This is a genomic window from Vibrio albus (assembly GCF_003144035.1).
GTDB classification, from domain to species: domain Bacteria; phylum Pseudomonadota; class Gammaproteobacteria; order Enterobacterales; family Vibrionaceae; genus Vibrio; species Vibrio albus.
The window spans coordinates 665,788-690,962 of record NZ_QFWT01000001.1; the positions used below are offsets into that span (position 1 = coordinate 665,788).

At 47.6% G+C, this 25,175-nt stretch carries 22 protein-coding genes and 2 tRNA genes; 7 read left to right on the forward strand and 17 right to left on the reverse strand.

The window, feature by feature from the left end; genetic code table 11:
* The first annotated feature begins 104 nt into the window (after positions 1-104).
* From DI392_RS03005 to DI392_RS03015, 3 genes are read left to right on the forward strand one after another with little or no spacing between them, the layout of a single operon-like run.
* Positions 105-1,664, forward strand: a complete 1,560-nt coding sequence (locus tag DI392_RS03005; RefSeq protein ID WP_245883912.1) for an ABC transporter ATP-binding protein — start codon at positions 105-107, stop codon at positions 1,662-1,664.
* Entirely contained in the window at positions 1,661-2,773 is a 1,113-nt protein-coding gene (locus DI392_RS03010; protein WP_109318403.1) for an ABC transporter permease, read from the forward strand. Before DI392_RS03005 ends, DI392_RS03010 begins: the two co-directional genes overlap by 4 nt.
* A 2-nt stretch (positions 2,774-2,775) precedes the next feature.
* Positions 2,776-3,741: an ABC transporter permease gene (locus DI392_RS03015; RefSeq protein ID WP_109318404.1), complete on the forward strand. Its 966-nt coding sequence runs from the start codon at positions 2,776-2,778 to the stop codon at positions 3,739-3,741.
* Between the two features lie 83 nt (positions 3,742-3,824).
* On the opposite strand, the gene prfC is transcribed toward DI392_RS03015, so the two are convergent.
* Positions 3,825-5,414 carry a peptide chain release factor 3 gene (prfC, locus tag DI392_RS03020; protein WP_109318405.1) on the reverse strand — a complete coding sequence of 530 codons (1,590 nt, stop codon included), beginning with the start codon at positions 5,412-5,414 and terminating at the stop codon, positions 3,825-3,827.
* Positions 5,415-5,629: 215 nt separating this feature from the next.
* Here prfC and DI392_RS03025 point away from each other — a divergent pair, with 215 nt between their 5' ends.
* On the forward strand, positions 5,630-7,261 hold the full coding sequence (locus DI392_RS03025) for a SulP family inorganic anion transporter (RefSeq protein WP_109318406.1): 1,632 nt from the start codon (positions 5,630-5,632) through the stop codon (positions 7,259-7,261).
* Positions 7,262-7,400: 139 nt separating this feature from the next.
* Here the strand turns inward: DI392_RS03025 and DI392_RS03030 are convergent, their stop codons facing one another.
* The 5 genes from DI392_RS03030 to ubiT form a co-directional block, all read right to left on the reverse strand.
* Positions 7,401-7,592 (reverse strand): ribbon-helix-helix domain-containing protein, encoded by a 192-nt coding sequence (locus tag DI392_RS03030; RefSeq protein ID WP_109318407.1) that lies wholly within the window; start codon positions 7,590-7,592, stop codon positions 7,401-7,403.
* 102 nt (positions 7,593-7,694) lie between these two features.
* Complete coding sequence (gene rimI, locus DI392_RS03035) at positions 7,695-8,138, reverse strand: ribosomal protein S18-alanine N-acetyltransferase (protein WP_109318408.1); 444 nt, start codon at positions 8,136-8,138, stop codon at positions 7,695-7,697.
* On the reverse strand, positions 8,131-8,562 hold the full coding sequence (locus DI392_RS03040) for a DNA polymerase III subunit psi (RefSeq protein ID WP_109318409.1): 432 nt from the start codon (positions 8,560-8,562) through the stop codon (positions 8,131-8,133). Before DI392_RS03040 ends, rimI begins: the two co-directional genes overlap by 8 nt.
* Before the next feature lie 42 nt (positions 8,563-8,604).
* The gene (locus DI392_RS03045) at positions 8,605-9,105 is read right to left on the reverse strand and encodes a GNAT family N-acetyltransferase (protein ID WP_109318410.1); all 501 of its coding nucleotides are present in this window, start codon (positions 9,103-9,105) and stop codon (positions 8,605-8,607) included.
* A complete protein-coding gene (gene ubiT, locus DI392_RS03050) occupies positions 9,089-9,628 on the reverse strand; it encodes a ubiquinone anaerobic biosynthesis accessory factor UbiT (protein WP_109318411.1) in 540 nt (179 codons plus the stop codon). Before ubiT ends, DI392_RS03045 begins: the two co-directional genes overlap by 17 nt.
* A 220-nt stretch (positions 9,629-9,848) precedes the next feature.
* On the opposite strand from ubiT, the gene DI392_RS03055 reads away from it, so the two are divergent.
* The 3 genes from DI392_RS03055 (at position 9,849) to DI392_RS03065 (ending at position 13,898) form a co-directional block, all read left to right on the forward strand.
* The gene (locus DI392_RS03055; RefSeq protein WP_109318412.1) at positions 9,849-11,888 is read left to right on the forward strand and encodes a sensor domain-containing protein; all 2,040 of its coding nucleotides are present in this window, start codon (positions 9,849-9,851) and stop codon (positions 11,886-11,888) included.
* A gap of 86 nt (positions 11,889-11,974) precedes the next feature.
* Positions 11,975-12,988, forward strand: coding sequence for a ubiquinone anaerobic biosynthesis protein UbiU (gene ubiU / locus DI392_RS03060; protein WP_109318413.1), 1,014 nt, complete (start codon positions 11,975-11,977; stop codon positions 12,986-12,988).
* Positions 12,989-13,010: 22 nt separating this feature from the next.
* On the forward strand, positions 13,011-13,898 hold the full coding sequence (locus DI392_RS03065; protein ID WP_425445674.1) for a U32 family peptidase: 888 nt from the start codon (positions 13,011-13,013) through the stop codon (positions 13,896-13,898).
* 135 nt (positions 13,899-14,033) lie between these two features.
* Here the strand turns inward: DI392_RS03065 and nlpI are convergent, their stop codons facing one another.
* The 11 genes from nlpI to secG form a co-directional block, all read right to left on the reverse strand.
* Positions 14,034-14,930: a lipoprotein NlpI gene (nlpI, locus tag DI392_RS03070; protein WP_109318415.1), complete on the reverse strand. Its 897-nt coding sequence runs from the start codon at positions 14,928-14,930 to the stop codon at positions 14,034-14,036.
* A 95-nt stretch (positions 14,931-15,025) separates the two neighbouring features.
* Entirely contained in the window at positions 15,026-17,152 is a 2,127-nt protein-coding gene (gene pnp / locus DI392_RS03075; RefSeq protein ID WP_109318416.1) for a polyribonucleotide nucleotidyltransferase, read from the reverse strand.
* Between the two features lie 274 nt (positions 17,153-17,426).
* Positions 17,427-17,696, reverse strand: coding sequence for a 30S ribosomal protein S15 (rpsO, locus tag DI392_RS03080; protein WP_109318417.1), 270 nt, complete (start codon positions 17,694-17,696; stop codon positions 17,427-17,429).
* A gap of 276 nt (positions 17,697-17,972) precedes the next feature.
* Complete coding sequence (truB, locus tag DI392_RS03085) at positions 17,973-18,911, reverse strand: tRNA pseudouridine(55) synthase TruB (protein WP_109318418.1); 939 nt, start codon at positions 18,909-18,911, stop codon at positions 17,973-17,975.
* Positions 18,911-19,315 carry a 30S ribosome-binding factor RbfA gene (rbfA, locus tag DI392_RS03090; protein WP_109318419.1) on the reverse strand — a complete coding sequence of 135 codons (405 nt, stop codon included), beginning with the start codon at positions 19,313-19,315 and terminating at the stop codon, positions 18,911-18,913. Before rbfA ends, truB begins: the two co-directional genes overlap by 1 nt.
* Before the next feature lie 130 nt (positions 19,316-19,445).
* Positions 19,446-22,160, reverse strand: a complete 2,715-nt coding sequence (infB, locus tag DI392_RS03095) for a translation initiation factor IF-2 (RefSeq protein WP_109318420.1) — start codon at positions 22,158-22,160, stop codon at positions 19,446-19,448.
* A 21-nt stretch (positions 22,161-22,181) separates the two neighbouring features.
* Positions 22,182-23,669 carry a transcription termination factor NusA gene (nusA, locus tag DI392_RS03100; protein WP_109318421.1) on the reverse strand — a complete coding sequence of 496 codons (1,488 nt, stop codon included), beginning with the start codon at positions 23,667-23,669 and terminating at the stop codon, positions 22,182-22,184.
* A 37-nt stretch (positions 23,670-23,706) separates the two neighbouring features.
* Entirely contained in the window at positions 23,707-24,162 is a 456-nt protein-coding gene (gene rimP / locus DI392_RS03105; protein ID WP_109318422.1) for a ribosome maturation factor RimP, read from the reverse strand.
* A gap of 279 nt (positions 24,163-24,441) precedes the next feature.
* Positions 24,442-24,518: transfer RNA gene (locus DI392_RS03110), tRNA-Met, on the reverse strand.
* A gap of 94 nt (positions 24,519-24,612) precedes the next feature.
* A tRNA-Leu gene (locus tag DI392_RS03115) sits at positions 24,613-24,697 on the reverse strand.
* 49 nt (positions 24,698-24,746) lie between these two features.
* On the reverse strand, positions 24,747-25,094 hold the full coding sequence (secG, locus tag DI392_RS03120; protein ID WP_109318423.1) for a preprotein translocase subunit SecG: 348 nt from the start codon (positions 25,092-25,094) through the stop codon (positions 24,747-24,749).
* Positions 25,095-25,175: the final 81 nt, after the last annotated feature.

Sequence of the window (25,175 nt, forward strand, 5' to 3'; positions counted from 1 at the left end):
ACGCCTGTTTTCGCTTGTTAAACGCACGCCGCTGTATCCTTACAGCGGCGTACTGCTATATTTAAAGCACTAAACCTATTCATAAAAAATCAGGAAAAATGCACGTGGCTCAAGATAACTTTGCCATTGAACTCAAACAGATAGATAAACGTTTCGGTGCCGTGCATGCGAACCGTGCAATCGACCTGCAAGTTCCTGCTGGCACAATTCATGGCATTATTGGTGAAAATGGTGCCGGAAAATCCACGCTGATGAGCATCATTTACGGCTTTTACCATGCCGATGTTGGCTCGATGCTGGTTAATGACCAACCTTACCAACCATCCAACTCCCAGGAAGCCATTGCAGCGGGAATCGGTATGGTCCACCAGCACTTTATGTTGGTTGAAACCTTTACCGTTCTGGAAAACATTATTCTGGGTGCTGAAGGTGGCTGGAAACTCAACGAAAGCCTGAGTTCCGCCAGAAAAAAACTGCAACAAATCGAAAAAGATTATGGACTGGAAGTCCCGCTGGATGCGGTTGTCGGAGATCTTCCCGTCGGCCTTCAGCAACGTGTAGAGATTTTGAAAGCCCTCTATCGTGACGCGAAAATTCTTATCCTTGATGAGCCGACCGGGGTTCTGACCCCTCAGGAAGCCGATCATCTGTTTAAGATCCTGGATAAACTGCGTGCTCAGGGCACAACAGTGATGATCATTACCCACAAACTACGGGAAGTTCTGGCCATTACCGACAACGTATCAGTGATGCGTCAGGGACAAATGGTCGGTCACGTTGTAACAGCTGAAACCAATCAGGAAGAACTGGCAGAACTGATGGTCGGGCGCAAGGTCCGATTAAAAGTCGAGAAAGAAAAAGCGAAACCGAAAAGCGAACTGGTTAAGGTTAACGACTTATCTTATTTTGACGATGCTGGTGTCCAGCGTGTTAAAGGGATCAACTTCTCTGTGCGTGCCGGAGAAATCGTCGGCATCGCCGGGGTATCCGGTAATGGTCAGTCAGAGATACTCGGTTTGCTATCCGGTATCCTACAGCCTGACTCAGGAAGTATTGAACTGAACGGCCATACTATTTCAGCAGAACAGCACCTTGACCCTCAGCATATCCGCTACATCGGCGTAGGTCATATTCCGGAAGACCGCCACAAGCAGGGCCTGATCAATAAGTTCGAAGCGAAAGAAGCGTATATCCTCGGCTACCACAATCTGCCGAAATACAACAAAGGACTGTTACAGGATAAAGCGGCGATTGAAGAGCAGTGCCAGATCAGTATGGACAAGTGGGACGTACGTCCGAACGATGTCAACCTGAAAACGGCCAACTTCTCCGGTGGTAACCAGCAAAAGCTCGTTATCGCACGGGAAATGGAAGAAAACCCCGACATACTGCTGGTTGGTCAGCCGACCCGTGGGATAGATATCGGTGCTATCGAATATATTCACAAACAGATCATTACTGCTCGCGATGAAGATAAAGCCGTTCTTCTCGTTTCTGTAGAGCTGGATGAAATTCTGAGCCTTGCCGACCGAATCATTGTCGTATTCGACGGGGCTATCGTTGGCGAAGTCAGCGCAGAACAAGCCGATGAGAAAACGCTTGGTCTGATGATGGCGAATATCCTTCCGGAACACCTGCAATCCACTCAGGGAGAAGTATCATGAGTCAGAAAAAAGTACCTGCCTGGGTAACCGTTGCTCTGTTGCCTGCCATCAATGTACTGGTTGCCTTTTTAGTCTCAGCCCTGCTGTTCGTCTATATTGGCGTCAGTCCGGTAGAGGCGGCAAAAACGATGTGGACCGGAGCCTTTGGTTATGCCGAAGGGTTTGGCTATACGCTTTATTATGCGACCGGCTTTATTTTTACCGGCCTTGCGGTAGCTGTCGCTTTCCATGCCGGACTCTTTAATATCGGTGGTGAAGGTCAGGCTTACATCGGTGGTCTTGGTGTTGGTCTTATCTGCCTGACACTGGGTGACGTCGCACCATGGTATGTAGTATTCCCGGTCGCCATCGTTGCCGGTGGTCTGTTTGGTGCAGCCTGGGCGTTTATTCCTGCTTATTTGCAGGCAAAACGAGGCTCACACATCGTAATTACCACCATTATGTTTAACTTTATCGCGGCATCGCTCATGGCCTACCTGCTGGTTGATATCCTGAAGCCAGAAGGAACCATGGCAACAGAAAGCCGGGTATTTGCGGCTCAGAGCTGGCTACCCAAAATGCATGAGATGTTAGGCGCTGTTGGTATTGAGATGGCCTCGAGTCCGCTCAACCTGAGCTTCTTCTTTGCCCTGCTCTGCTGCCTGTTTGTCTGGTTGTTTATCTGGCACTCTCGCTGGGGCTATGAAATCCGTTCTATCGGGGCTAATGCCTCTGCGGCCGGTTATGCAGGCATCAACTATCTGAAAGTTATCGTTCTGACGATGCTGGTTTCCGGTATGCTCAGTGGTTTCTTCGGCCTGAACGTACTTCAGGGAGAGCTGCACCAGATCAAACTGAACTTCGTCGAGGGTTTTGGTTTCACCGGTATCGCTGTCGCACTGATGGGTCGTAACCACCCTGTTGGTGTACTACTGGCCAGCCTGTTGTTCGGCTTCCTGTATCAGGGTGGTGCTGAGCTTAGCTTTGAATATGGTATTGACCGAAATATCGTCGTGGTACTGCAGGGACTGGTTATCCTGTTCTCTGGTGCACTGGAACATATGTTCCGTCCGTCTCTGGAACGTACCTACCTGAAACTGTTTGCGAAACCTGATAACGGAGCCGCTTAATCATGTTTGAAACTATTATTCTGATGCTGGATGCGACCATCCGGGTTGCGACTCCCCTTATTCTGGCTTCGTTGGCAGGTATGTTCAGTGAACGTTCCGGTGTGGTCAACATTGCACTGGAAGGAAAGCTGCTGGCTGCCGCATTTGCGGGCGCAGCGGTGGCACACATAACCGGTTCTGCATGGCTGGGTCTTCTGGCTGGTATTGCGATTTCTGTTCTGCTCTCACTGCTTCATGGCTTTGCCTCAATTACTCACCGCGGCGATCAGGTAGTGAGTGGTATGGCGATCAATATTCTGGCAACGGGTCTGACGATTACTCTGGGCCGTTACTGGTTCCATCAGGGTGGCCAGACTCCGGCGCTATCCGGTGATGCCCGCTTTGCTCCGATCCACCTTCCGGGCGCAGATGCTCTGGCAGATACTCCGGTCATCGGCCTGCTTTATTCAGAACTGATCAGTGGTCACTCCATCCTGGAATATGCCGCGTTTATGATTGTGCCACTGGCCTGGTTTATCATGTTCCGTACCCGGTTCGGTCTGCGCTTACGTGCGGTAGGCGAGTCTCCGTCTGCAGTCGATACTGCTGGTATTTCAGTTGTCGGCATGCGCTATAGTGGCCTGCTTATCTGTGGCATACTGGTTGGTATCGGCGGGGTTTACCTGTCTGTCGGTCAGACGGCTCAGTTCATCCCGAATATGAGTGCCGGTAAAGGCTATATGGCTCTGGCGGCTTTGATCTTCGGTAAATGGCGTCCGTTTACCGCTATGGGTGCCTGTCTGCTGTTCGGCTTCCTGGATGCGCTGTCTATCCGCCTGCAAGGCGTGTCTATCGGGGACTTTGCTATTCCGGTTCAGGCAATCGAAGCGATACCGTATATTCTGACCGTCTTCCTGCTGGCTGGTTTCATCGGTAAAGCCGTTGGCCCGAAAGCGATTGGTGTTCCGTATACCAAAGAGCGTGAGTAGTCCTTTGATAATGAAGAAAATTTATCAAGCATAAAAAATGGAGCCGAATGGCTCCATTTTTATTTACGGTTGTTAGGCCAGAATTAATGCTCACGCGTCGCGCGGAAATCCACATCAGGGAAACGTTCCTGAGCCAGATTCAAGTTAACCATGGTTGGGGCGACATAGGTCAGGTTATCACCGCCGTCCAAGGCCAGGTTAGTCTGGTTCTTACGCTTAAACTCTTCCAGCTTCTTATCATCGCCACACTCAACCCAGCGGGCTGTGGCGACGTTAACACTTTCATAAATCGCTTCAACGTTGTACTCGGCTTTCAGACGGGCAACCACCACATCAAACTGCAGCACACCCACCGCACCAACGATCAGGTCATTATTCTGTAGCGGACGGAACACCTGTACCGCACCTTCTTCAGAAAGCTGAACCAGACCTTTCAGCAGTTGCTTCTGCTTCAGAGGATCTTTCAGACGGATTCGACGGAACAGCTCCGGAGCAAAGTTTGGAATACCGGCAAACTTCAGGCTTTCACCTTGGGTAAAAGTATCACCAATCTGGATAGTACCGTGGTTATGCAGACCGATAATATCCCCGGCATACGCATTTTCAGCGCGTGAACGGTCACCAGCCATAAAGGTTACCGCATCAGAAATGCTCACCTGCTTACCAATGCGGACATGATTCATCTTCATGCCTTGAGTGTATGTACCGGATACAATACGCATAAAGGCGATACGGTCGCGGTGCTTAGGATCCATGTTCGCCTGGATCTTAAACACAAAACCGCTGAATTTTTCTTCTGTTGCTTCTACTTCACGCTCATTTGCCTTACGGGCAAGCGGTGTTGGAGCCCACTTCGTCAGCCCATCCAACATATGGTCTACACCGAAGTTACCCAAAGCAGTACCAAAGAAAACCGGCGTCAGTTCGCCACTCATAAACAGATCATGATCAAACTCATGAGAGGCACCAAGCACCAGCTCCAGCTCTTCACGCAGTTGTTCCGCCAGCTCTTCACCAACAGCGGTATCCAGTTCAGGGTTGTCCAGTCCTTTAACAATACGCTCTTCCTGAATCGTGTGGCCCTGACCCGTAGAGTACAGAATCGCTTCGTCACGGTGAATATGATAAACACCTTTAAACTCTTTACCGCAGCCAATCGGCCATGAAACCGGCGCACAGGCAATATTCAGTTCGCTCTCTACTTCGTCCAGCAGTTCCATCGGATCGCGGATGTCACGGTCAAGTTTGTTCATGAAAGTGATAATTGGCGTATCACGCAGACGGGTCACTTCCATCAGCTTACGGGTTCGGTCTTCGACACCTTTCGCTGCGTCGATCACCATCAAACATGAGTCCACCGCCGTCAGCGTACGGTAAGTATCTTCCGAGAAATCTTCGTGTCCCGGAGTATCCAGCAGGTTAACCAGGCAGTCATTGTATGGGAACTGCATAACGGACGTCGTTACCGAAATCCCCCGCTCTTTTTCCATCTCCATCCAGTCTGATTTGGCGTGCTGAGCCGAGCCTCGGCCTTTTACGGTACCGGCTGTCTGAATCGCACGTCCGAACAAAAGGACTTTTTCAGTAATAGTGGTCTTACCCGCATCCGGGTGAGAGATGATAGCGAAAGTTCTGCGCTTGGAGACTTCGCTTAAAAAAGGAGCATTTGACATGAACGTAAATCTTCTACTTTGTACAAAGCCGCACGCACACATGCTGCGGCAAGGAGAAATTTTGAGAGGCGAGATTATATCAATTTTTGCTCAAATTTCTATGGGCAGTCTGATAACCGGGAATAACCCTAAAGATCAATCCAATTTACCCCTAGATCATCAATTAACACAGGATTATAATACCATTATCATTTCATATTACTTCCGAGATCATCATGTTAGCGATAATCGAAGCCTCTCAGGCAGGGTTGTTGCGTCCCCGGCACTGGGTACGCAACTTAGTTTCAGGTGTTATTGTCGGCGTTGTCGCACTGCCACTGGCCATGGCCTTTGCTATTGCATCGGGCGCAAAGCCGGAGCAAGGGATCTACACCTCGATTATCGCTGCCATCTTTGTTTCTCTGTTTGGTGGCAGCCGGGTACAGATAGCGGGCCCGACAGGTGCCTTTATTGTGGTTCTGTCCGGTATTACGGCTCAGTATGGTTTCGTCGGCCTGCAAATCGCCACTCTGATGGCTGGTTTTATTCTGCTGTTTCTTGGCCTGGCCAAGATGGGAGCGGTTATCAAGTTTATTCCCGATCCGGTCATTATCGGCTTTACTTCCGGTATCGGTGTCACCATCTGGGTCGGGCAATGGAAGGACTTTTTCGGACTGCCCGCGGTGAACGGTGAACACTTCCACCAGAAGCTCTTCCACCTGCTTCAGGTTTTCCCGCAACTGGATATGACGACGACCATTCTGGCCGCCATCTCTCTGGCACTCGTTATATACAGTAACCGGATTCCCGGCCTGAAGAAAATACCCGGCCCTTTAGTGGCTCTGGTTCTGGTAACCTTTATCCAGTATCTGTTCCACTTCGAGAGTATAAAGACCATTGGTACTGCGTTTGGCGGCATTCCACAAGGACTGCCCGAATTCCGTGTTCCTGAATTCCACTGGAATCAAATCATCACACTGATCGGTCCGGCTTTTACCATTGCGATGCTGGGCTCCATCGAATCTCTGCTCTCTGCCGTCGTGGCAGACGGCATGTCCGGAACCAAGCATAACTCCAATCAGGAATTGATTGGACAAGGCCTGGCGAACATCGTCGCCCCTCTGTTTGGTGGCTTTGCCGCAACCGGTGCGATTGCCCGAACGGCAACCAATATCCGAAATGGCGGCACCAGCCCTATCTCCGGGATTATTCACTCTTTAACTCTGATTTTGATTCTGCTGGTACTTGCCCCCCTTGCGGTTCATATCCCTCTGGCGACGTTATCGGCTATTTTGTTTGTGGTTGCCTGGAATATGAGTGAAGCCAGACACTTTATTAAAATAGTACAACGGGCCCCGAGGGCCGACGTTGTGATTCTGCTGATCACTTTCTTCCTGACCGTCTTTGCCGATCTGGTGGTGGCCGTTAATATCGGTGTCATTCTTGCGACCCTGCACTTCCTTCGGAGAATGGCCAGCAGCGTGGAGATCCGAAAATCATCCCGGGAAGATTTACATCAGGACTTGAGAAATCAAGGTGTTGGGGAGGTTCCTTCGGATGTGCTTATCTATAGCGTTGAAGGACCTTTCTTCTTTGCCGCCGTAGAAAATTTTGAACGGGTACTGGCCGGCACTCATGATTATCCCAATACGCTGATCCTGGATCTGAAATCTGTTCCTTTTATTGATGTAACTGGCTTGCAGACATTAGAGGAAGTGATCGGTGAGATGCAAAATCATCAGGTTAGAGTGCTGGTAGCCAGTGCGAATGGCCGGGTAACGAAGAAGCTGTATAAGGCTGGTATTATCGATATGGTGGGCATTGAAAACCACTTTACCAATGTCGCCTCGGCGGTGAATGCGTGCTGAGAATCAAAGAAAGAATACAGGACGGTCGCAAGCTCCCTTACAGAGTGGACGTAAACGTCCTGAAGAATACAGAAATTCAAATGGTTTCTGCCTCTGTATTCTCGAAGCGAAGCGCTCTGTATTCTTTCCTTCTTACTTCTTAGCTCTTAACCTGAGGGTTTTTTACTGGTGTACCCTGTCCGTACTCTACACCATGTTTATCCAGATAATCCCGGATTAGCTGGCGAACCACCTGTGATGGCGTAATATCCTGAGAGGCGCACAACTGTTCAAATGCCTGCTTCTTATTCGGATCAATCAATACAGTAAGACGTGCACTTTTTGTTTCCATTTTCCTGCCTGTTAAATGTTATAACTCATCGTCTCTGGTAAGTATCAAGGAAAAATACTCACCGATGATAATAGAATGATAACCTGATTATAATTTGCAAGATCAGAAAAACAAGTAGCTCATAATAATGGCGTCTTCTTTTCCGTTTTTAGCCGGGTAGTAGTCGCGACGCCGATCCACCTCATTAAACCCTAAATCTTCATAAAGGTTAAAAGCCCGTCGATTACTTTCCCTTACTTCCAGCCAGATACTGTCTGCCTGATTATCCCCAGTCAGTTGAATTAAATGCTCCAGTAACTGACGGCCGAACCCCTGTCCCTGCCACTGAGGCCCAATAGCAATATTCAGGATCGTGACTTCACCAACAATATTCTGCGCATAAAAATAACCAAGCAACTGCCCTTCACGGAACAAACCGTAATGCATTGCGCCACGGCTTGAGAGGTTGTCGATCATAGATTTAGCCCAGGGATGACTATGAGCGGCCTGCTCAATCTGCCATACATCGGCTAAGTGTTCGGTTTGTAACGGGTTAATATTAAGCATAGGAACAAATTTGCTGCCATAAAGCGCGGCGATGCTGGTTATTGCCGCGAATGTCAGTTAATGGGGGAGAGAGCAATTGTTGAAGCTGACTGTGCTCAATGGAGGGTGACTCAATCATAGAGGCACAGCCCGCAAACCAAATCCATTTTGGTGTTTTGGCGGTAAAATCAACCGAATCAAGCTGCTGAGGATAAACATGCTTCACCTGTTCCACAGACAAGTGGATACTGGCCAGAATCTTTACTAAATATTCCGCTTCTTCATTTTCAGGAAGTTCCGGACTCACCAGCAGTAGCTCACACCCCCCCGGAAGGACTAATGTTTTTACCGGTTCAGCCTGAGTATACCCGGATAAACGCTCCGGATGCAGAAGCTCCCAGCAGTCTATCTGCATCTCTGTTAAATATTCACGTTCTCTTGGCATAAATTTTTTACAACGATTTACTTCTGTCTTTACTTCGCCGCATCACGCGGAAAACTCCGGACAGTATTCTACTAATCCTTGCTTGCCGGTAAAGACTTCTTTTTCCAATTCGATAACCTGAAAAGCACCCGCTGGCACATCCCAGCGACAATGCATCTTGTATTGAGCGGCATCCTCAAAACCGAAACGGCTATAATAAGCAGGATTACCCAGCACAACGCACGCCGGATAACCAAAATCACGCAATGACTCAAAACCTTCCCGGATCAATTCAGCGGCGACTCCCTGATTACGGCATTCCTCTTTCACGGCGACGGGAGCCAATCCCTGCCAGCCAATATCTTCTCCGTCAATCAATACCGGGGAAAACAGTACATAACCGATGACTTCACCTTCATCACTGCATGCCACCAGCGACAGAGTTAACCGACCGTTTTCTCTTAGCCGCATAACCAGATTGGCTTCCGCATCAGTAGGAAAGGTCGATTTTAATAAACGATCCACGGGCAGAATATCAGCCGGAGCCTCAGTTCTGATAAGCATTCATCACCCCTTTCTCTTTGTCAGAGAACGATTCAACCGTATCCATACCTTTGTAAACAAAGTCCGCCAGATAATCCAGAAGCAAGCGCATTGCCTTAGGCAACTCATCCAGATCAATACTGTCCATCAGATTTTTCACTTCCAGGCCAAGCTCCGTGTCCCCTTCAATACTCAGGCGACGCTGGAAAAATAACGTATCGGGATCCTCTTTGCGTCCGGCAATAAGCACCAGATCATTCAGGTTTCCGGAAAAACTGACATCTTCGAGATCAACGTGATTGGAAGTGATCAGGGCACCACTCTGATAACTGATATACCAACAAAGATCCAAATCTCGAATCGATACTTTTAGCCACTTATTCTCAAGAAATTCAAAGTCTCCGTCATCCAGAGCCTCATGAAATACTCGTTTAAGCCCCTCCAGTAAGAGCTTTGTTTGTACTGATTTTGGTAAAACTTGGGCTGAAGGTCTCAAAATCAGAGGTGCATTCTGAACCAGATGGGAGCGAATCTTGTTTAACACACTGATTATCCGTTATGTTATTTCATCATTTTTTCATGATAATGGATATCGCCACAGAATTCCTGCTATGCATCAAAAAAGCATGTTAATTCAGGCATAACTATAGAAATAACTCGAGCCGAAGCTTTATCAGGATAAGCATCAACGTTATAGTAACATCATAAGTAAAGAGGTATGCTGAAGCAGTGCGTATACTCCGCAGAAATTCGGTAGATTATTGATGCCAAGCAAACAGTTACAACAATGGTTTTCAGAGCTGACTGACGACAGTCCGTTTTTCTTCGCCATACTAGACACCAAACATAACTACTGTAGCGTGAATGGACGCTATTGCGATATTGCCGGTCTCTCCAAAGGCGAACTGGAAGGCATGAATGATGCCTTGGTGCTAGGAGAAACCTTCTACAATAGTCTAAAGCCTTACTATGAGAGAGCCTTCAACGGGGAAAGCCTGGAAGCAGAGATCACGCTAAACGAGTATGAGCATGATACCAGCCTGCATTTTAGCGTTAGTCCTATTGCTTCCGGTAGCGAGCGTATCGAGTTCATTGCTTTCCATGCCATGGATACCTCAGAAAAACAGGTATTAGCCCGTTCTCTGGAAGAATCTGAAGGTAAGTTTTCTACCTTATCTGAACTGCTGCCGGATGGTTTACTGCTGGTTGAAAATGACTCCATTATTTCGGCAAATCCAGTCGCCTTACGTCTACTAGGCTTTAACAGTGGTGAAGAACTACTGGGGGAAGAGCTCAGCCGCCTGTTTATTGACGAAAAAACCAAAACCGTGTTTAAAACCCGCCTGTCAACTTTGTTGGGAGAGGCACCTTTAAGCTGTCTTACCGGAGCCCGATGCGGCGTTGAGCGTAAGGTCCGGCTCTCTGCGGATACGGCAACTATTTACGGGGCTGAGTCTCAGATAGTCATCGTTCAGGATGCAGAACAATACAGCAGTGACCCGGATAGTCCTCGCCATGACTCACATTATGACTCGCTGACCAAACTGTATAACCGTTACGGCTTTACCCGCCGGTTAGAGCACTTCATCCGCAATGAAACACCACTCATTATGCTCTATCTGGACATTGATAACTTTAAAAATATCAATGATTCACTGGGACACCACATTGGTGATAAGGTAATAAAAGATGTGTCGGCACGTCTGCAGAGACTTCTGCCTGCTCATGCCATATTAGGCCATCTTGGTGGTGATGAGTTCGGTATTATTCTTCCAGAACCAGAACATCAGCGTACCGTCGACTCACTGGCAGATCGTATCATCTCGGTCATTAATCAGCCCTTTGATCTGCACCATTTCAGCAAGCGGTTAGCCTGCTCAATTGGCAGTGTGGCCTACCCGGGAGACGGGAACGATGCCCGTCTGCTGTTGCAAAATGCCGATACCGCCATGTACGAAGCCAAAGAACGTGGTCGTAATCGCCTGATTAAATACCATGACCAGATGAATAAAGAAGCGCGCATGCGTCTGTGGCTGGAAATTGAGCTACAGAAAGCACTGCAGCAAAATGGTCTGGAAGTCTGGTATCAGCCGAAGGTCAATGCCAGAGATTTCAGCATCAATGGCGCGGAAGCGCTGGTTCGATGGAAACACCCTATCGAGGGTTATATCAGCCCGGCGGCGTTTATTCCTGTGGCTGAAAAAGCCGGACTTATCGAACATCTGGGTCGAGTGGTGATGCGCGAAGTATTTTCTACGGTAAAACGCTGGAAACAACAGGGGATATTACCTGGCCGAGTAGCCATCAACCTCTCCCCTCAGCAATTTGGGAATCCAATGCTGATCGACTATATGGAGAAACTGCTGCGAACCACCGAGCTTGACCCCAGTTGTATTACCTTCGAACTGACCGAAAGTGCCGTGATGAGTGACAGTGAACATACCTTACAAATGCTTCAGGGTATTAAGAAATTAGGTTTTGCTCTGTCTATTGATGATTTTGGTACCGGGTACTCTTCCCTCTCCTACTTAGCCCGCTTCCCTCTGGATGAGCTGAAAATTGACCGGGCGTTTATTCAGGATATCGATACCCTGCCAAAACAGGTGACGGTCATTGAAAATATCATCAATCTTGGCAAATCCTTGGATCTGACCGTAGTGGCTGAGGGGGTCGAAACCCGTCAACAGGCCACTCTTCTTTCTAATCTGAATTGTAATTCCATTCAGGGCTTCCACTTTTACCGGCCTCAGCCTAAACAGGAAGTAGAAGAACTACTGGTACAAAACCGTCGCCATAAAAACTAGCTAAGCAAATTCTCCCCTAAAATAATGGGGAGAATCTGGTAAGATTAAGCACTTACCCATAAAAAATACAAACTCAGGTTTAGTTCATGGAACTGCTATGCCCGGCAGGTAACCTGCCTGCCTTAAAAACCGCTGTCGAATGTGGTGCTGACGCTGTCTATATTGGTTTTAAGGATGACACCAATGCACGCCATTTTGCCGGTCTGAATTTCTCAGGTAAAAAGCTTGAACGAGCTGTCGACTATATCCACACCCACAACCGAAAACTGCACGTTGCACTAAACACTTTCGCCCATCCTGATGGGTTTGAACGCTGGACTAAAGCTGTCGATAATGCGGCAGCGTTAGGTGTTGATGCGCTTATCATTGCGGATATCGCCCTGCTCCACTACGCTGCAGAAAAATATCCCGATATGGAACTGCATCTCTCTGTTCAGGCTTCTGCCACGAATACTGCAGCCATCGACTATTACCGGAACCACTTTAATATTAAGCGGGTTGTCTTACCCAGAGTCTTATCGGTACACCAGGTAAAACAGCTTTCCCGCAATATCCCACAAGGGGTCGAGCTGGAAGTGTTTGCTTTCGGCAGCCTCTGTATTATGTCGGAAGGGCGTTGCTACCTATCTTCGTATATGACTGGAGAGTCGCCCAATACCGTTGGTGCCTGTTCTCCGGCGAAGTATGTTCGCTGGCAGGAAACCGAACAAGGCCTGGAGTCACGCCTGAATAATATCCTTATCGACCGCTATGGTATGGGTGAAAATGCTGGGTATCCAACGTTATGTAAAGGCCGGTTTAATGCCCAAATTAATGGTGAAGATAAGTGTTACCATGCACTGGAAGAACCGACCAGTTTAAACACTCTCTCTCTGTTGCCTGAGCTGTTTGCGGCAAATGTGGCATCAGTAAAAATAGAGGGAAGGCAAAGAAGCCCGGCTTATGTCGAGCAGGTAACACGTACCTGGCGTGCTGCTATTGACCGCTATAAAGCCAGCCCGGAAACCTACCACGTTGATGACATGTGGAATCAAGCCCTGGCTAATGTCTCCGAGGGTACTCAGACCACTCTGGGTGCTTACCACAGAAAATGGCAGTAACAGACCCCTTATGAGTAATGAAATAAAATATGCCCTTGGCCCGCTGCTCTATTTCTGGCCAAAAAATGATGTAGAAACCTTCTATCAGCAAGCCAAAGACGCTAACGCCGAGATTATCTACCTTGGCGAGTCAGTCTGCTCCAAGCGCCGGGAAATGAAACCCGGAGACTGGATTGATCTGGGCAGAGAGCTTGCGTCAAGCGGCAAGCAGGTTGTCCTTTCCACCATGGCACTTCTGGAAGCACCCAGCGAAATCAGTGTCATGAAAAAATACATCGATAACGGTGAATTTGCCATTGAAGCCAATGATGTGTCAGCAATCCAGCTCGCTTCTGAAAAGAAGCTGCCTTTTGTCGCAGGCCCTGCCATCAATGCCTATAACGCCCACACCTTAAAACTGTTTTTAAAGCAGGGAATGATTCGATGGTGTATGCCGGTAGAGCTCTCCAGAGACTGGCTGAACAACGTCCTTATTCAGTGTGAAGAACTGGGTATTCGGGGTCAGTTTGAGACAGAGGTCTTCAGCCATGGCTATCTTCCTCTGGCCTACTCCGCCCGCTGCTTTACCGCACGAGCAGAAAACCGAGCTAAAGATGAGTGTAAAACATGCTGTATCCGCTACCCAACAGGGCTCCAGGTAGCCAGCCAGGAGGGACAATCCGTCTTCAACCTGAATGGCATCCAGACTCAGTCCGGATACTGTTATAACCTGATCAATGATCTCGATACGATGAAAGGGATTGTAGATGTCGTTCGCGTTAGCCCGTTAGGAACAGAGAGCTTTACCGTTCTGGATCAATTCAGGGAAAATGAGCATGGTGAGCATCCGGTTCAGCTTGAGAGTTATCAATGTAACGGTTACTGGCATCAGCTACCGGGACTGAATCAGGTGAGTACAGAAGGCGTCTAACCGATTTATATCAATATAAAACACCTGATTCATATTATTAATAAGAGATAATTCATATAAACTGATGTATTAATAAAAATACCAGGCAATCGTAGCCTGGTATTTTTATTTAATAACGTTCAAAAAAGATGGCGATTACTCCTGCTCCTGAGTACTCCGACGAGCCTTAACTTCAGTAAATATTCTTCCCAGCTCCAGAAATGAGTATCTGTGTTCAACATAGTCATAAACATTAAACGACAATGCCAGTTTATACAGAGCAATAGCATTCGCGTAATCACCAGCAAACTGGTAACGCTTCGCCAGATAAAAGTACGTTTCCGTCAAACGCTGAGCCAACACAGAGTTATCTCTGGTACCATCCAACACGGCTTTAAATGCCACTTCTTCCGATACATCATTCAGCATAATAGCGACAAGTACCCAACCCCACTGCTCGGTTCTCTGCTGATACCTCTCCAGCAAATGCTCTCGGGCTCCTTCAGGATCCTGTTCACTTTCTATGATATATAGCCACAGAGCCCGGAAAGGATCCTCCGGGTCATCCAGATAATGTTTAGTCATCTCTTCCACAGCCAGATCGGCTCTGCCCCCATAATAAAGGGCAATAGCACGATTACGCTCCGCATACTGGTTACCCGGTTCTAATTCCAGTGTAGAATCAAAAGCCTCATAGGCAGCATCAAACTCTCCAACCTGCGTAAAATAGACTCCCAGCAGATTAAAAATATCGGGCTGAACGGGGTTCAGGTTAAGTGACTGATTAAAATCCAGCCGGGCCAGATCCCTTAAACCTACGCTGTCATAGTAACTTCCGCGCTCATAATACATTTTGGCCCTGATATCATCTGGAAGATCATCTCTGAGTAGCAGCTGATTCAAGCGGGCTATCTGAACCTCATGCTGGATGCTGGGCTGAAGAGGCACAGCCATAGGAGGATATACCCAACCGCTCTGCTGTTCCTGAGTTGTCGCGGCACATCCGGAAAGGATAAGCAGTACGCCTAAACCTACTAATCGAAACCAATTCACAAATAATATCTCTAATAAAAAAGGGAAGCCGTAGCTTCCCTTTATAACATGCTTATTACCTGACAGGCCAGAAAACAGCCCGATTAAGCAATAACTTATTCCGCTTCTGGTGCTGGAGTCTCACCTTCTGCTTCCGCTGGTTTTTCAACCGCTTCTTTCATGCTCAGGCGGATACGGTTCTGACGATCGATTTCCAGAACCTTAACCTGAACTTCTTGACCCATTTCCAGGTAGTCAGATACTTTCTCGATACGCTTATCAGCAATTTGCGAGATGTGAACCAGGCCTTCTTTACCACCAAGTACCGCAACAAATGCACCGAAATCAACGATACGGGTTACTTTACCTGTGTAGATTTTACCCACTTCAACTTCTGCTGTGATTTGTTCGATACGGCTGATAGCATCTTTTGCCTGATCACCGTCAGTCGCTGCAATCTTGATAGTACCATCGTCTTCAATTTCGATAGTGGTACCCGTTTCCTCAGTTAGCTGACGGATAACCGCACCACCTTTACCGATAACGTCTTTGATCTTATCTGCGCTGATCTTCATTGTGTGGATACGTGGAGCAAACTCAGAGATTTCTTCACGAGCACCAGAGATGGCTTCATCCATCACAGAAAGGATATGCATACGCGCACCTTTTGCCTGGTTCAGAGCAATCTGCATGATCTCTTTAGTGATACCTTCAATTTTGATATCCATCTGCAGTGCAGTAACACCAGTACCAGTACCCGCTACTTTAAAGTCCATATCACCCAGGTGGTCTTCATCACCAAGGATGTCAGAAAGAACAACAAAGTCATCGCCTTCTTTAACCAGACCCATTGCGATACCCGCAACAGAGGATTTGATTGGTACACCGGCATCCATCAGAGCCAGAGAGGTACCACATACAGAAGCCATTGAAGATGAACCGTTAGATTCTGTGATTTCAGATACCACACGAACCGTGTACGGGAACTCTTCAACAGAAGGCATAACTGCCGCAATACCACGCTTAGCCAGTTTACCGTGGCCGATTTCACGACGCTTAGGAGAACCAACAAAGCCAGTCTCACCTACACAGTAAGGAGGGAAGTTGTAGTGCAGCAGGAAGTGGTCTTTACGCTCACCAGTCAGTTCATCGATGATCTGAGCGTCACGTTGTGTACCAAGAGTCGCTGTAACCATAGCCTGAGTTTCACCACGGGTGAACAGTGCGCTACCGTGAGTACGTGGCAATACGCCAGTACGTACGTCAAGAGCACGAACCATGTCTTTTTCACGACCATCAATACGAGGGTTACCCGCAATGATACGACCACGAACAACGTTCTTCTCAAGAGAACCCAGAACCTTACGGATTTCCGCTTCGTCCTGCTCTTCGTCTTGTGCAAGAATCGCTTCGACTACTTCGTTTTTGATTGTGCCGACTGCATCGTAACGCGCCATTTTCTCAGTGATCTGATACGCTTCAGTCAAGCGAGCTTCTGCCTGCTCAGCAACCAGAGCTTTCAGTGCAGAGTTTTCAACTGGTGCTTCCCAGTCCCATGCCGGAGTCGCAACTTCAGCTGCAAATTCGTTGATGGCGCTGATAACTGTCTGCTGCTGGTCGTGACCAAACACAACCGCCGCCAGCATTTCTTCTTCAGTCAGGTTGTCTGCTTCAGATTCAACCATCAGTACCGCACTTTCAGTACCGGCAACAACCAGATCAAGACGAGAAGATTGAAGTTCAGTCTGGCTTGGGTTCAGTACCAGCTCACCATTGATGTGACCAACACGAGCCGCACCGATAGGACCGTTGAAAGGAATACCAGAAATAGCCAGAGCAGCAGAAGTACCGATCATAGTCACGATATCAGGCTGAACATCTGGGTTAACAGATACTACTGTCGCGATAACCTGAACTTCGTTTTTAAATGCGTCCGGGAAAAGAGGACGGATTGGACGGTCGATAAGACGAGCTGTCAGTGTTTCGCCTTCAGAAGGACGACCTTCACGCTTAAAGAAACCGCCAGGGATTTTACCAGCTGCGTAGGTACGCTCCTGATAGTTTACCGTCAGAGGGAAAAAATCCTGACCTTCAACGGCTTCTTTTTTACCAACAACAGAAACAAATACGGATGTGTCATCCATAGTCGCCATTACAGCAGCGGTTGCCTGACGAGCCATAACACCGGTTTCTATAGTAACGGTGTGGTTACCGTACTGAAAGGTTTTAGTGATTGGATTCACGTAATATCCTTAGTTTTATTTTTGATTAACAAGAATGTACGTTCTTAGCTTTACCAATCGCGACTAATGAAAAGAGTCTTTCAAAGGTGCCTTTCATTAGCCGCGACCTTTATGGTCGACTGCGGTGACTGTAAAACTTAAGGACATACAAAAAAGACTGCAGGTAAATGCAATCGATGGGTAGTATAAACCAGTTAGTACCTGTTTTGCTAACAAGTACCGGGTTCAGATAACAAAAAAGGGGCATAAAGCCCCTTTTTCGAACAAACTGATCTTAGCGACGTAGGCCCAGACGTTTGATTAGGTCTTGGTAACGACCAAGATCTTTACCTTTCAGGTAGTCAAGAAGCTTACGACGGCGTGAAACCATACGTAGAAGACCGCGACGGCTGTGGTGGTCTTGTTTGTGGTCAGCAAAGTGACCCTGAAGGTGGTTGATAGAAGCAGTCAGTAGAGCTACTTGTACTTCTGGTGAACCTGTGTCGCCTTCGCCACGTGCATATTCTGCAACGATAGCTGCTTTAGTTTCTGCATTCAGAGACATAATCTTTTCCTAATACATAAAGTTAAACACTGTGCCAGCCAATCTCTGATTCAGCCGACACGAGAAGCGCGAATTATACGTAAATGCTTAGGTTAGAGCAACAGTTATCTTTACAGATAATAGGAACACTAGAAACGAGATCGCTTCGCTGCGTTTCCCTCGTTCCCATGCTCCAGCGTGGGAATGCAGATCTAAGTCAGGTATGTGTTCCCACGCAGCAGCATGGGAACAAGAGTTAAGCGCTCTGTAGTCTCTAGTTAGCGCAGCGTATAGTCTCTAGTCCCTAAAAACGACCAACCGCTTCGGGGCAATCCGTCCATCATCATCGATTTCACCGACACCGATAAAGAGTTTCTCTTCGCCACTGGTCATGCGCACAGTACCCTCAAGAGGAGCGCCGAATACCTGTACAGGCTGGCCATGCTGAACCATATCCGTCAGTTCAGGGATCAGATTCACTTCCGGCAGGTCCTGAACCGCACTGTCCATAGGCAGCAGTAGCGGATCCAGCAGTTCTTTAGGCTGGATATCCTGTTCGCGAGCTTGTTCCAACAAGGCTTCCAGCTGCTCCAAAGTTACCATCTTATCATATGGGTAATTAGACACTCCGGTACGGCGCAGATAGGTCACATGAGCTCCGCAACCCAGCATTTCTCCAAGGTCATCCACGATAGTCCGGATGTAGGTGCCTTTTGAGCAGTGCACTTCCATCTCAACGTCACCACCTTCAAAGCGGATAAGCTCAATGCTGTATACGGTTATTTTCCGGGATTCACGCGGGACTTCAATGCCTTCGCGCGCATATTCGTACAGTGGCTTACCCTGATACTTAAGCGCAGAAAACATGGATGGGATCTGGTCTGTCTCACCACGGAACTTAGCGATACAGCGCTCCAGTTGTCCACGGTCTACTTTCACATCACGAACTTCGACGACTTCGCCATCGGAATCAGACGTGTTGGTACGCTCACCCAGCTTTGCAATAACACGATAACGTTTGTCTGAATCGAGCAGAAACTGTGAGAACTTGGTAGCTTCACCAAGACAAATCGGCAGCATTCCTGTCGCTAAAGGATCCAGAGCTCCGGTATGACCTGCTTTTTCTGCAAAATAGATGCGTTTCACTTTCTGCAACGCATCATTAGAAGAGAGCCCGGTAGGTTTATCGAGAAGGATGATACCATTTACCGGACGACCTTTACGACGACGAGCCATTACTCTTCATCTCCTTCGACATCACGACCCGCTTTCTGAGCGCGGTTTTTATCATTACTGACAACCTCGCTCACCAGGTTAGACATACGCATACCTTCAACTAATGTGTTGTCGTAAGTAAAGCGTACTTCCGGAGTCAGACGCAGGCGGATACGTTTTCCAAGCATCATACGTACGTGCGCTTCATGCTCTTTCAGCGCATTCAGGCTGGATTCCGGCGTCTGCTCACCCACACACAGGAAAGTAACAAAGACTTTTGCGTAAGCAAGGTCGCGGGAAACCTCGACATCAGAAATGGTCACCATACCGATTCGGGAGTCACGTATTTCACGCTGAAGGATAACAGCCAACTCTTTTTGTAGCTGCTGAGACACACGTTGCGTGCGGCTAAATTCTTTTGACATTATTTTCTCTCTATTAGAAAAGATGGGGGGATGGTCAAAACCAGCCCCCCATGGCGTATTTAACGACCAATTACTTGACAGTAATCTTAGTCAATATTGTGCCCCTGCCTTAGTCAGCAGGGGAGAACGATTAGTCCAGTGTACGTTTCACTTCAACCGTTTCAAAGACTTCGATCTGGTCACCCACGCGAACATCATTGTAGTTCTTAACGCCGATACCACACTCGTAGCCATTCTTAACTTCCTGAACGTCATCTTTAAAGCGACGCAGTGATTCAAGCTCACCTTCGTAGATAACCACGTTTTCGCGTAGTACACGAATAGGATTATTACGTTTGATCAGACCTTCAGTCACCATACAACCCGCGATTGCACCCAGTTTCGGTGACTTAAACACGTCACGTACTTCTGCCAGACCAATGATTTCTTGCTTGAACTCAGGAGCAAGCATACCGCCCATAGCCTGTTTTACTTCATCAATCAGCTGATAGATGATTGAATAGTAACGCAGGTCCAGGTTCTCAGCTTCAATAGTGCGACGTGCAGAAGCATCAGCACGTACGTTAAAGCCAAGAATGATAGCGTTAGATGCCGCAGCCAGAACCGCATCCGTTTCAGTGATACCACCAACGCCAGAACCAACCACGCTGACTTTAACTTCATCGGTAGACAGTTTCAGAAGTGAATCGGTAATCGCTTCAACAGAACCCTGAACGTCAGCTTTCAGTACTACGTTCAGCTCAGCCACTTCACCAGCAGCCATGTTAGAGAACATGTTCTCCAGTTTTGCTTTCTGCTGACGAGCCAGTTTCACTTCACGGAATTTACCCTGACGATAGTTTGCCACTTCGCGAGCTTTACGCTCATCACGAACCACAGTTGCTTCGTCACCAGATGCAGGAACACCGGACAGACCAATGATCTCAACAGGAATAGAAGGACCAGCTTCTGTGATTTCTTTACCAGTTTCATCGCGCATCGCACGAACACGACCGTATTCCTGACCACAAAGAAGGATATCGCCTTTGTTAAGTGTACCGGACTGAACCAATACAGTAGCGACAGGACCTCGACCTTTATCCAGACGAGATTCAACAACAACACCTGATGCCATACCGTCAGCAACAGCAGTCAATTCCAGAACCTCAGCCTGAAGAAGGATTGTTTCCAGAAGGCTATCAATGTTTGTACCCTGTTTTGCGGAGATGTGAACAAACATGTTCTCGCCACCCCACTCTTCAGGAATAACATCGTACTGAGCCAGCTCATTCTTAACGTTATCCGGATTCGCGTCTTCTTTATCGATCTTGTTTACCGCAACAATCAGAGGTACACCAGCCGCTTTCGCGTGCTGAATCGCCTCGATAGTCTGTGGCATTACGCCATCGTCTGCGGCTACAACCAGTACCACGATATCCGTCGCCTGAGCACCACGTGCACGCATTGCAGTAAATGCAGCGTGTCCCGGAGTATCCAGGAAGGTGATCATACCGTTGTCAGTTTCTACATGGTATGCACCGATATGCTGGGTAATACCACCGGCCTCGCCAGAAGCAACGTGCGCTTTACGGATGTAGTCCAGTGTTGATGTTTTACCATGGTCAACGTGGCCCATAATGGTCACAACCGGAGCGCGTGATACTGCTTCAGAATCACTGTCACGATCAGACAGAACCGCTTCTTCCAGCTCGTTCTCTTTACGCAGAACCACTTTGTGGCCCATTTCTTCAGCTACCAGCTGAGCCGTTTCCTGATCAATAACCTGGTTAATGGTCGCCATTGCGCCCATCTTCATCATCACTTTGATAACTTCGGTTGCTTTCACCGACATTTTGTTAGCAAGTTCCGAGACAACGATTGTTTCACCAATCACAACATCTTGTTTAGCAACAGTTGCTGTTTTATCGAAACCGTGCTGCATAGAAGTTGGCTTAGCCAGTTTGCCTTTACGGCCTTTACCACGCTGGTTACGACCACCACGGCGATTGTTGCCGGCTTCTTCTTTATCTGATTTATCAGAAGACGCTTTTTTCTTCTTCTTACGACGACCTGTATCAGCACGGCGATCAGCTTCTTCTTCCGCTTCACGGGCATATTTATTGGTCGTCGTGTGATAGTCACCGTCTTCTTCAGGTTTTTTCTTCTCTTCCGCTGACCAGCGAGCTTCATTCTCTTCTGCCAGCTTACGAGCTTCTTCAGCCAATTTAGCCGCTGCTTCTTCTGCTTTCAGCTTGGCTGCTTCTTCCTGGCGACGTTTCAGCTCATCGGCCTCTTTCTTAGCTGCTTCTTGCATAGTCTTATCTTCCGCAGAACGCTCATTGTTTTCGCGTTTTGCCTTCTCTTTTGACTCACGCTTAGCTGTATCTTCAGCTTCACGTTTTGCTTTTTCTTCAGCTTCACGTTTCGCTGCTTCTTCAGCCTCACGTTTAGCTTTCTCTTCAGCTTCACGCTTAGCTTTTTCTTCAGCTTCGCGTTTCACTGCTTCTTCAGCCTCACGTTTCGCTGCTTCTTCAGCTTCACGTTTCGCTTCGTCATCTACCGTGCTACGTTTTACGTATGTACGTTTTTTGCGCACTTCAACCTGCACATTCTTACTTTTCCCGCCGCTCGCTGCAACACTTAATGTGCTACGAGTTTTGCGTTGCAGAGTAAGACGTGTTGGTGATGCTTCTCCTGAATTGTCACCATGCTCTTTCTTGAGATGGGTCAGAAGCTTCTGTTTCTCGTCTTGAGAAACACTGTCATCACTTGATTTTTTCATGCCTGCATCAGCAAGTTGTTCTAATAAGCGATCAACCGGAGTACCAATTTCTTCACTTAATGCTTTAACTGTAAGTTGCGTCATTCCGCTACCTCCTTGCTGAAATTATTCTTCGTCGCCAAACCAACAGATATTACGTGCAGCCATAATCAGCTCTCCCGCACGCTCTTCTGTTAGGCCATCAATACCTTCTAAGTCATCAATACCCTGGTCTGCCAAATCTTCTAAAGTCACTACACCTTTCGCAGCAAACTTGTATGCCATTTCTCTTTCCAGCCCTTCAAGTGCCAGCAGATCTTCAGCTGGCTCCAGGCCTTCAAATGACTCTTCCTGAGCCAGAGCCAGCGTGGTCAGCGCTTCTTTCGCACGGCTACGCAGCTCTTCAACGATCTCTTCATTCAGGCCGTCGACTTCCAGCAATTCGTTAACAGGAACATAAGCAACTTCTTCAAGTGTTGAGAAGCCTTCTTCAACCAACAACTCAGCAAAGTCCTGCTCAATATCCAGATGCTTCATGAAGTTCTCGATAGACGCAGAACTTTCTTCCTGGTGTTTTTTCTCCAGGTCTTCAACGGTCATGACATTCAGCTCCCAGCCTGTCAGCTGAGAAGCAAGACGAACGTTCTGACCATTACGACCGATAGCCTGAGCCAGGTTGTCAGCTTCTACGGCGATGTCCATCGCGTGTGTGTCTTCATCAACGATGATAGACGCCACGTCCGCAGGAGCCATTGCGTTAATAACAAACTGAGCCGGGTTATCATCCCACAGCACGATATCAATACGCTCACCGCCAAGCTCGCCCGATACAGCCTGAACACGAGCACCGCGCATACCCACACAAGCACCCACTGGGTCGATACGCTTATCGTTGGTTTTTACTGCAATTTTCGCACGCGAACCCGGGTCACGAGCAGCACCACGCAGTTCAATCAGGTCTTCACCGATTTCAGGAACCTCAATACGGAACAGTTCGCTCAGCATTTCTGGCTTAGAACGGGTGATAAACAGCTGGAAACCACGCGCTTCAGGGCGTACCGCATACAGCAGACCACGAACACGGTCTCCCGGACGGAAGTTTTCCCGCGGAAGCTGATCATCACGCAGAATAACACCTTCAGCGTTGTTACCAAGATCCAGTACAATCGTGTCACGATTTACTTTCTTCACGACACCAGTAATCAGCTCACCTTCGTTATCGATAAACTGTTCAACCACTTGTGCTCGTTCAGCTTCACGTACTTTTTGTACAATAACTTGCTTAGCTGTCTGAGTCGTGATGCGGTCAAATGTCACTGATTCGATTTCATCTTCAACGAAACCACCCAGTTCCATCGTTTCGTCATCGTACTGAGCCGCTTCCAGAGAAATCTCTTTGGTCGGACTTTCTACTTCTTCAACAACTTCCCAACGACGGAAAGTCTCGAAATCACCTGTTTTGCGATCGATCTGCACGCGAACATCGATTTCCATCTCATGTTTCTTTTTCGTTGCAGTCGCAAGTGCAATTTCAAGCGCCTCAAAGATACGCTCACGAGGAACAGCCTTCTCGTTAGAAACCGCTTCAACAACAGCTAAAATTTCTCTGTTCATTTTATATAGCCTCTTAAGCTCTTCTCTACTAGGAGAACTAAAATTTAGGGATCAGGTTAGCTTTGGAAATGTTGCTCAGGGCAAACTCTTCGTCTTGTCCGTCTACAGTGACAGTGATCGTTTCGCCGTCAACGGATTGGATAGTTCCTTTCCACTTACGACGGTTACCCACAGCCATTTTCAGAACAACGCTGACCTCGTGACCAATAAATTGTTGATAATGTTCAGATTTAAACAGTGGTCGCTCAAGACCTGGCGAAGACACTTCCAGGTTATAAGCAACCGAAATTGGATCTTCAACGTCAAGCACCGCGCTTACCTGATGGCTCACTTCCGCACAATCATCAACAGTAATACCGTTTTCGCTGTCGATATAAACACGCAGCGTAGAGTGCTCACCAGCACGAATAAACTCCAATCCAACAAATTCATAACCAGCCGCTTCAACCGGAGATGCTAACAATTCTGTCAGTTGTCTTTCTAAACCAGTCATTTTAACCACTCCAGAAATAAAAAAAGGGCCTAAAGCCCAATTCAAACACCTAGCAAGCACTCCATACTTTAATAAAAACAAACAGTTAAGCTTGCTTTTCTAAAGTACAGATAACAAAAAACCCCGTAAGTCGGGGTTTTGTCTTGCTGGACCCTGATACTACTGAGCTATAACTAGTTACTACTAATAATAGTTCAGCTCATAATCAACTTATAACTAATAAACAAGTTAACTATGAATACTTGTAATCAGACTCACTAAAACTCTTTCTTGAAAAACTGGTTGCGGGGGCCGGATTTGAACCAACGACCTTCGGGTTATGAGCCCGACGAGCTACCAAACTGCTCCACCCCGCGTCCGACTGTGGTGCATTATACCGACCACATTATTTTTTACAACCGAATACAGCTTTTACAAGTGAATACGGTTTTATCAAGTGAGTACAAGTAATGGTGCCGAGAGAGGGACTTGAACCCTCACACCTTACGGCACTAGCACCTCATGCTAGCGTGTCTACCAATTTCACCATCTCGGCATCTTTCTCTGTCTTAGAAAATTCACTTTAAAGACAGATTTAATATCTTTTACTGAGGAATCTCATCATTGCTGCTTTCTTCAACAGCCGGAGCTTCGTCTACACTCTCAGTCACTTGCTGAGTAGCAACATCACCCTTACTTGGGTCAACCCACTGCGACTCAGTCTGATGCGTCGCCATGTTACCAAAAACCAGGGCAACGATAAAAAATACAGTTGCAAATAATGCGGTCATTTTTGTCAGGAAGTTACCTGATCCTGAAGCACCGAACACTGTGTTTGAAGCTCCAGCACCAAAAGATGCTCCCATATCTGCGCCTTTACCTTGCTGAATCAACACCAGGCCAATTAAACCAGCAGCTGCCAACAGGTAAATCACAAGTAGAACTGTTGTCATATTTCCACCTATGTTCAATGTGTCGAGCCAGCGCCACCTGTTGATATTCACTTCGATATACAACGATAAAGCCAGCGACCT

Excerpts from the sequence above, each read along its gene's own strand:
- DI392_RS03010 (WP_109318403.1), top strand. The coding sequence starts at position 1,661 with ATGAGTCAGAAAAAAGTACCTGCCTGGGTAACCGTTGCTCTGTTGCCT.
- DI392_RS03015 (WP_109318404.1), top strand. The coding sequence starts at position 2,776 with ATGTTTGAAACTATTATTCTGATGCTGGATGCGACCATCCGGGTTGCG.
- prfC (WP_109318405.1), bottom strand. The coding sequence starts at position 5,414 with ATGTCAAATGCTCCTTTTTTAAGCGAAGTCTCCAAGCGCAGAACTTTC.
- DI392_RS03025 (WP_109318406.1), top strand. The coding sequence starts at position 5,630 with ATGTTAGCGATAATCGAAGCCTCTCAGGCAGGGTTGTTGCGTCCCCGG.
- DI392_RS03030 (WP_109318407.1), bottom strand. The coding sequence starts at position 7,592 with ATGGAAACAAAAAGTGCACGTCTTACTGTATTGATTGATCCGAATAAG.
- rimI (WP_109318408.1), bottom strand. The coding sequence starts at position 8,138 with ATGCTTAATATTAACCCGTTACAAACCGAACACTTAGCCGATGTATGG.
- DI392_RS03040 (WP_109318409.1), bottom strand. The coding sequence starts at position 8,562 with ATGCCAAGAGAACGTGAATATTTAACAGAGATGCAGATAGACTGCTGG.
- DI392_RS03045 (WP_109318410.1), bottom strand. The coding sequence starts at position 9,105 with ATGCTTATCAGAACTGAGGCTCCGGCTGATATTCTGCCCGTGGATCGT.
- DI392_RS03055 (WP_109318412.1), top strand. The coding sequence starts at position 9,849 with ATGCCAAGCAAACAGTTACAACAATGGTTTTCAGAGCTGACTGACGAC.
- ubiU (WP_109318413.1), top strand. The coding sequence starts at position 11,975 with ATGGAACTGCTATGCCCGGCAGGTAACCTGCCTGCCTTAAAAACCGCT.
- rpsO (WP_109318417.1), bottom strand. The coding sequence starts at position 17,696 with ATGTCTCTGAATGCAGAAACTAAAGCAGCTATCGTTGCAGAATATGCA.
- truB (WP_109318418.1), bottom strand. The coding sequence starts at position 18,911 with ATGGCTCGTCGTCGTAAAGGTCGTCCGGTAAATGGTATCATCCTTCTC.
- rbfA (WP_109318419.1), bottom strand. The coding sequence starts at position 19,315 with ATGTCAAAAGAATTTAGCCGCACGCAACGTGTGTCTCAGCAGCTACAA.
- infB (WP_109318420.1), bottom strand. The coding sequence starts at position 22,160 with ATGACGCAACTTACAGTTAAAGCATTAAGTGAAGAAATTGGTACTCCG.
- nusA (WP_109318421.1), bottom strand. The coding sequence starts at position 23,669 with ATGAACAGAGAAATTTTAGCTGTTGTTGAAGCGGTTTCTAACGAGAAG.
- rimP (WP_109318422.1), bottom strand. The coding sequence starts at position 24,162 with ATGACTGGTTTAGAAAGACAACTGACAGAATTGTTAGCATCTCCGGTT.
- secG (WP_109318423.1), bottom strand. The coding sequence starts at position 25,094 with ATGACAACAGTTCTACTTGTGATTTACCTGTTGGCAGCTGCTGGTTTA.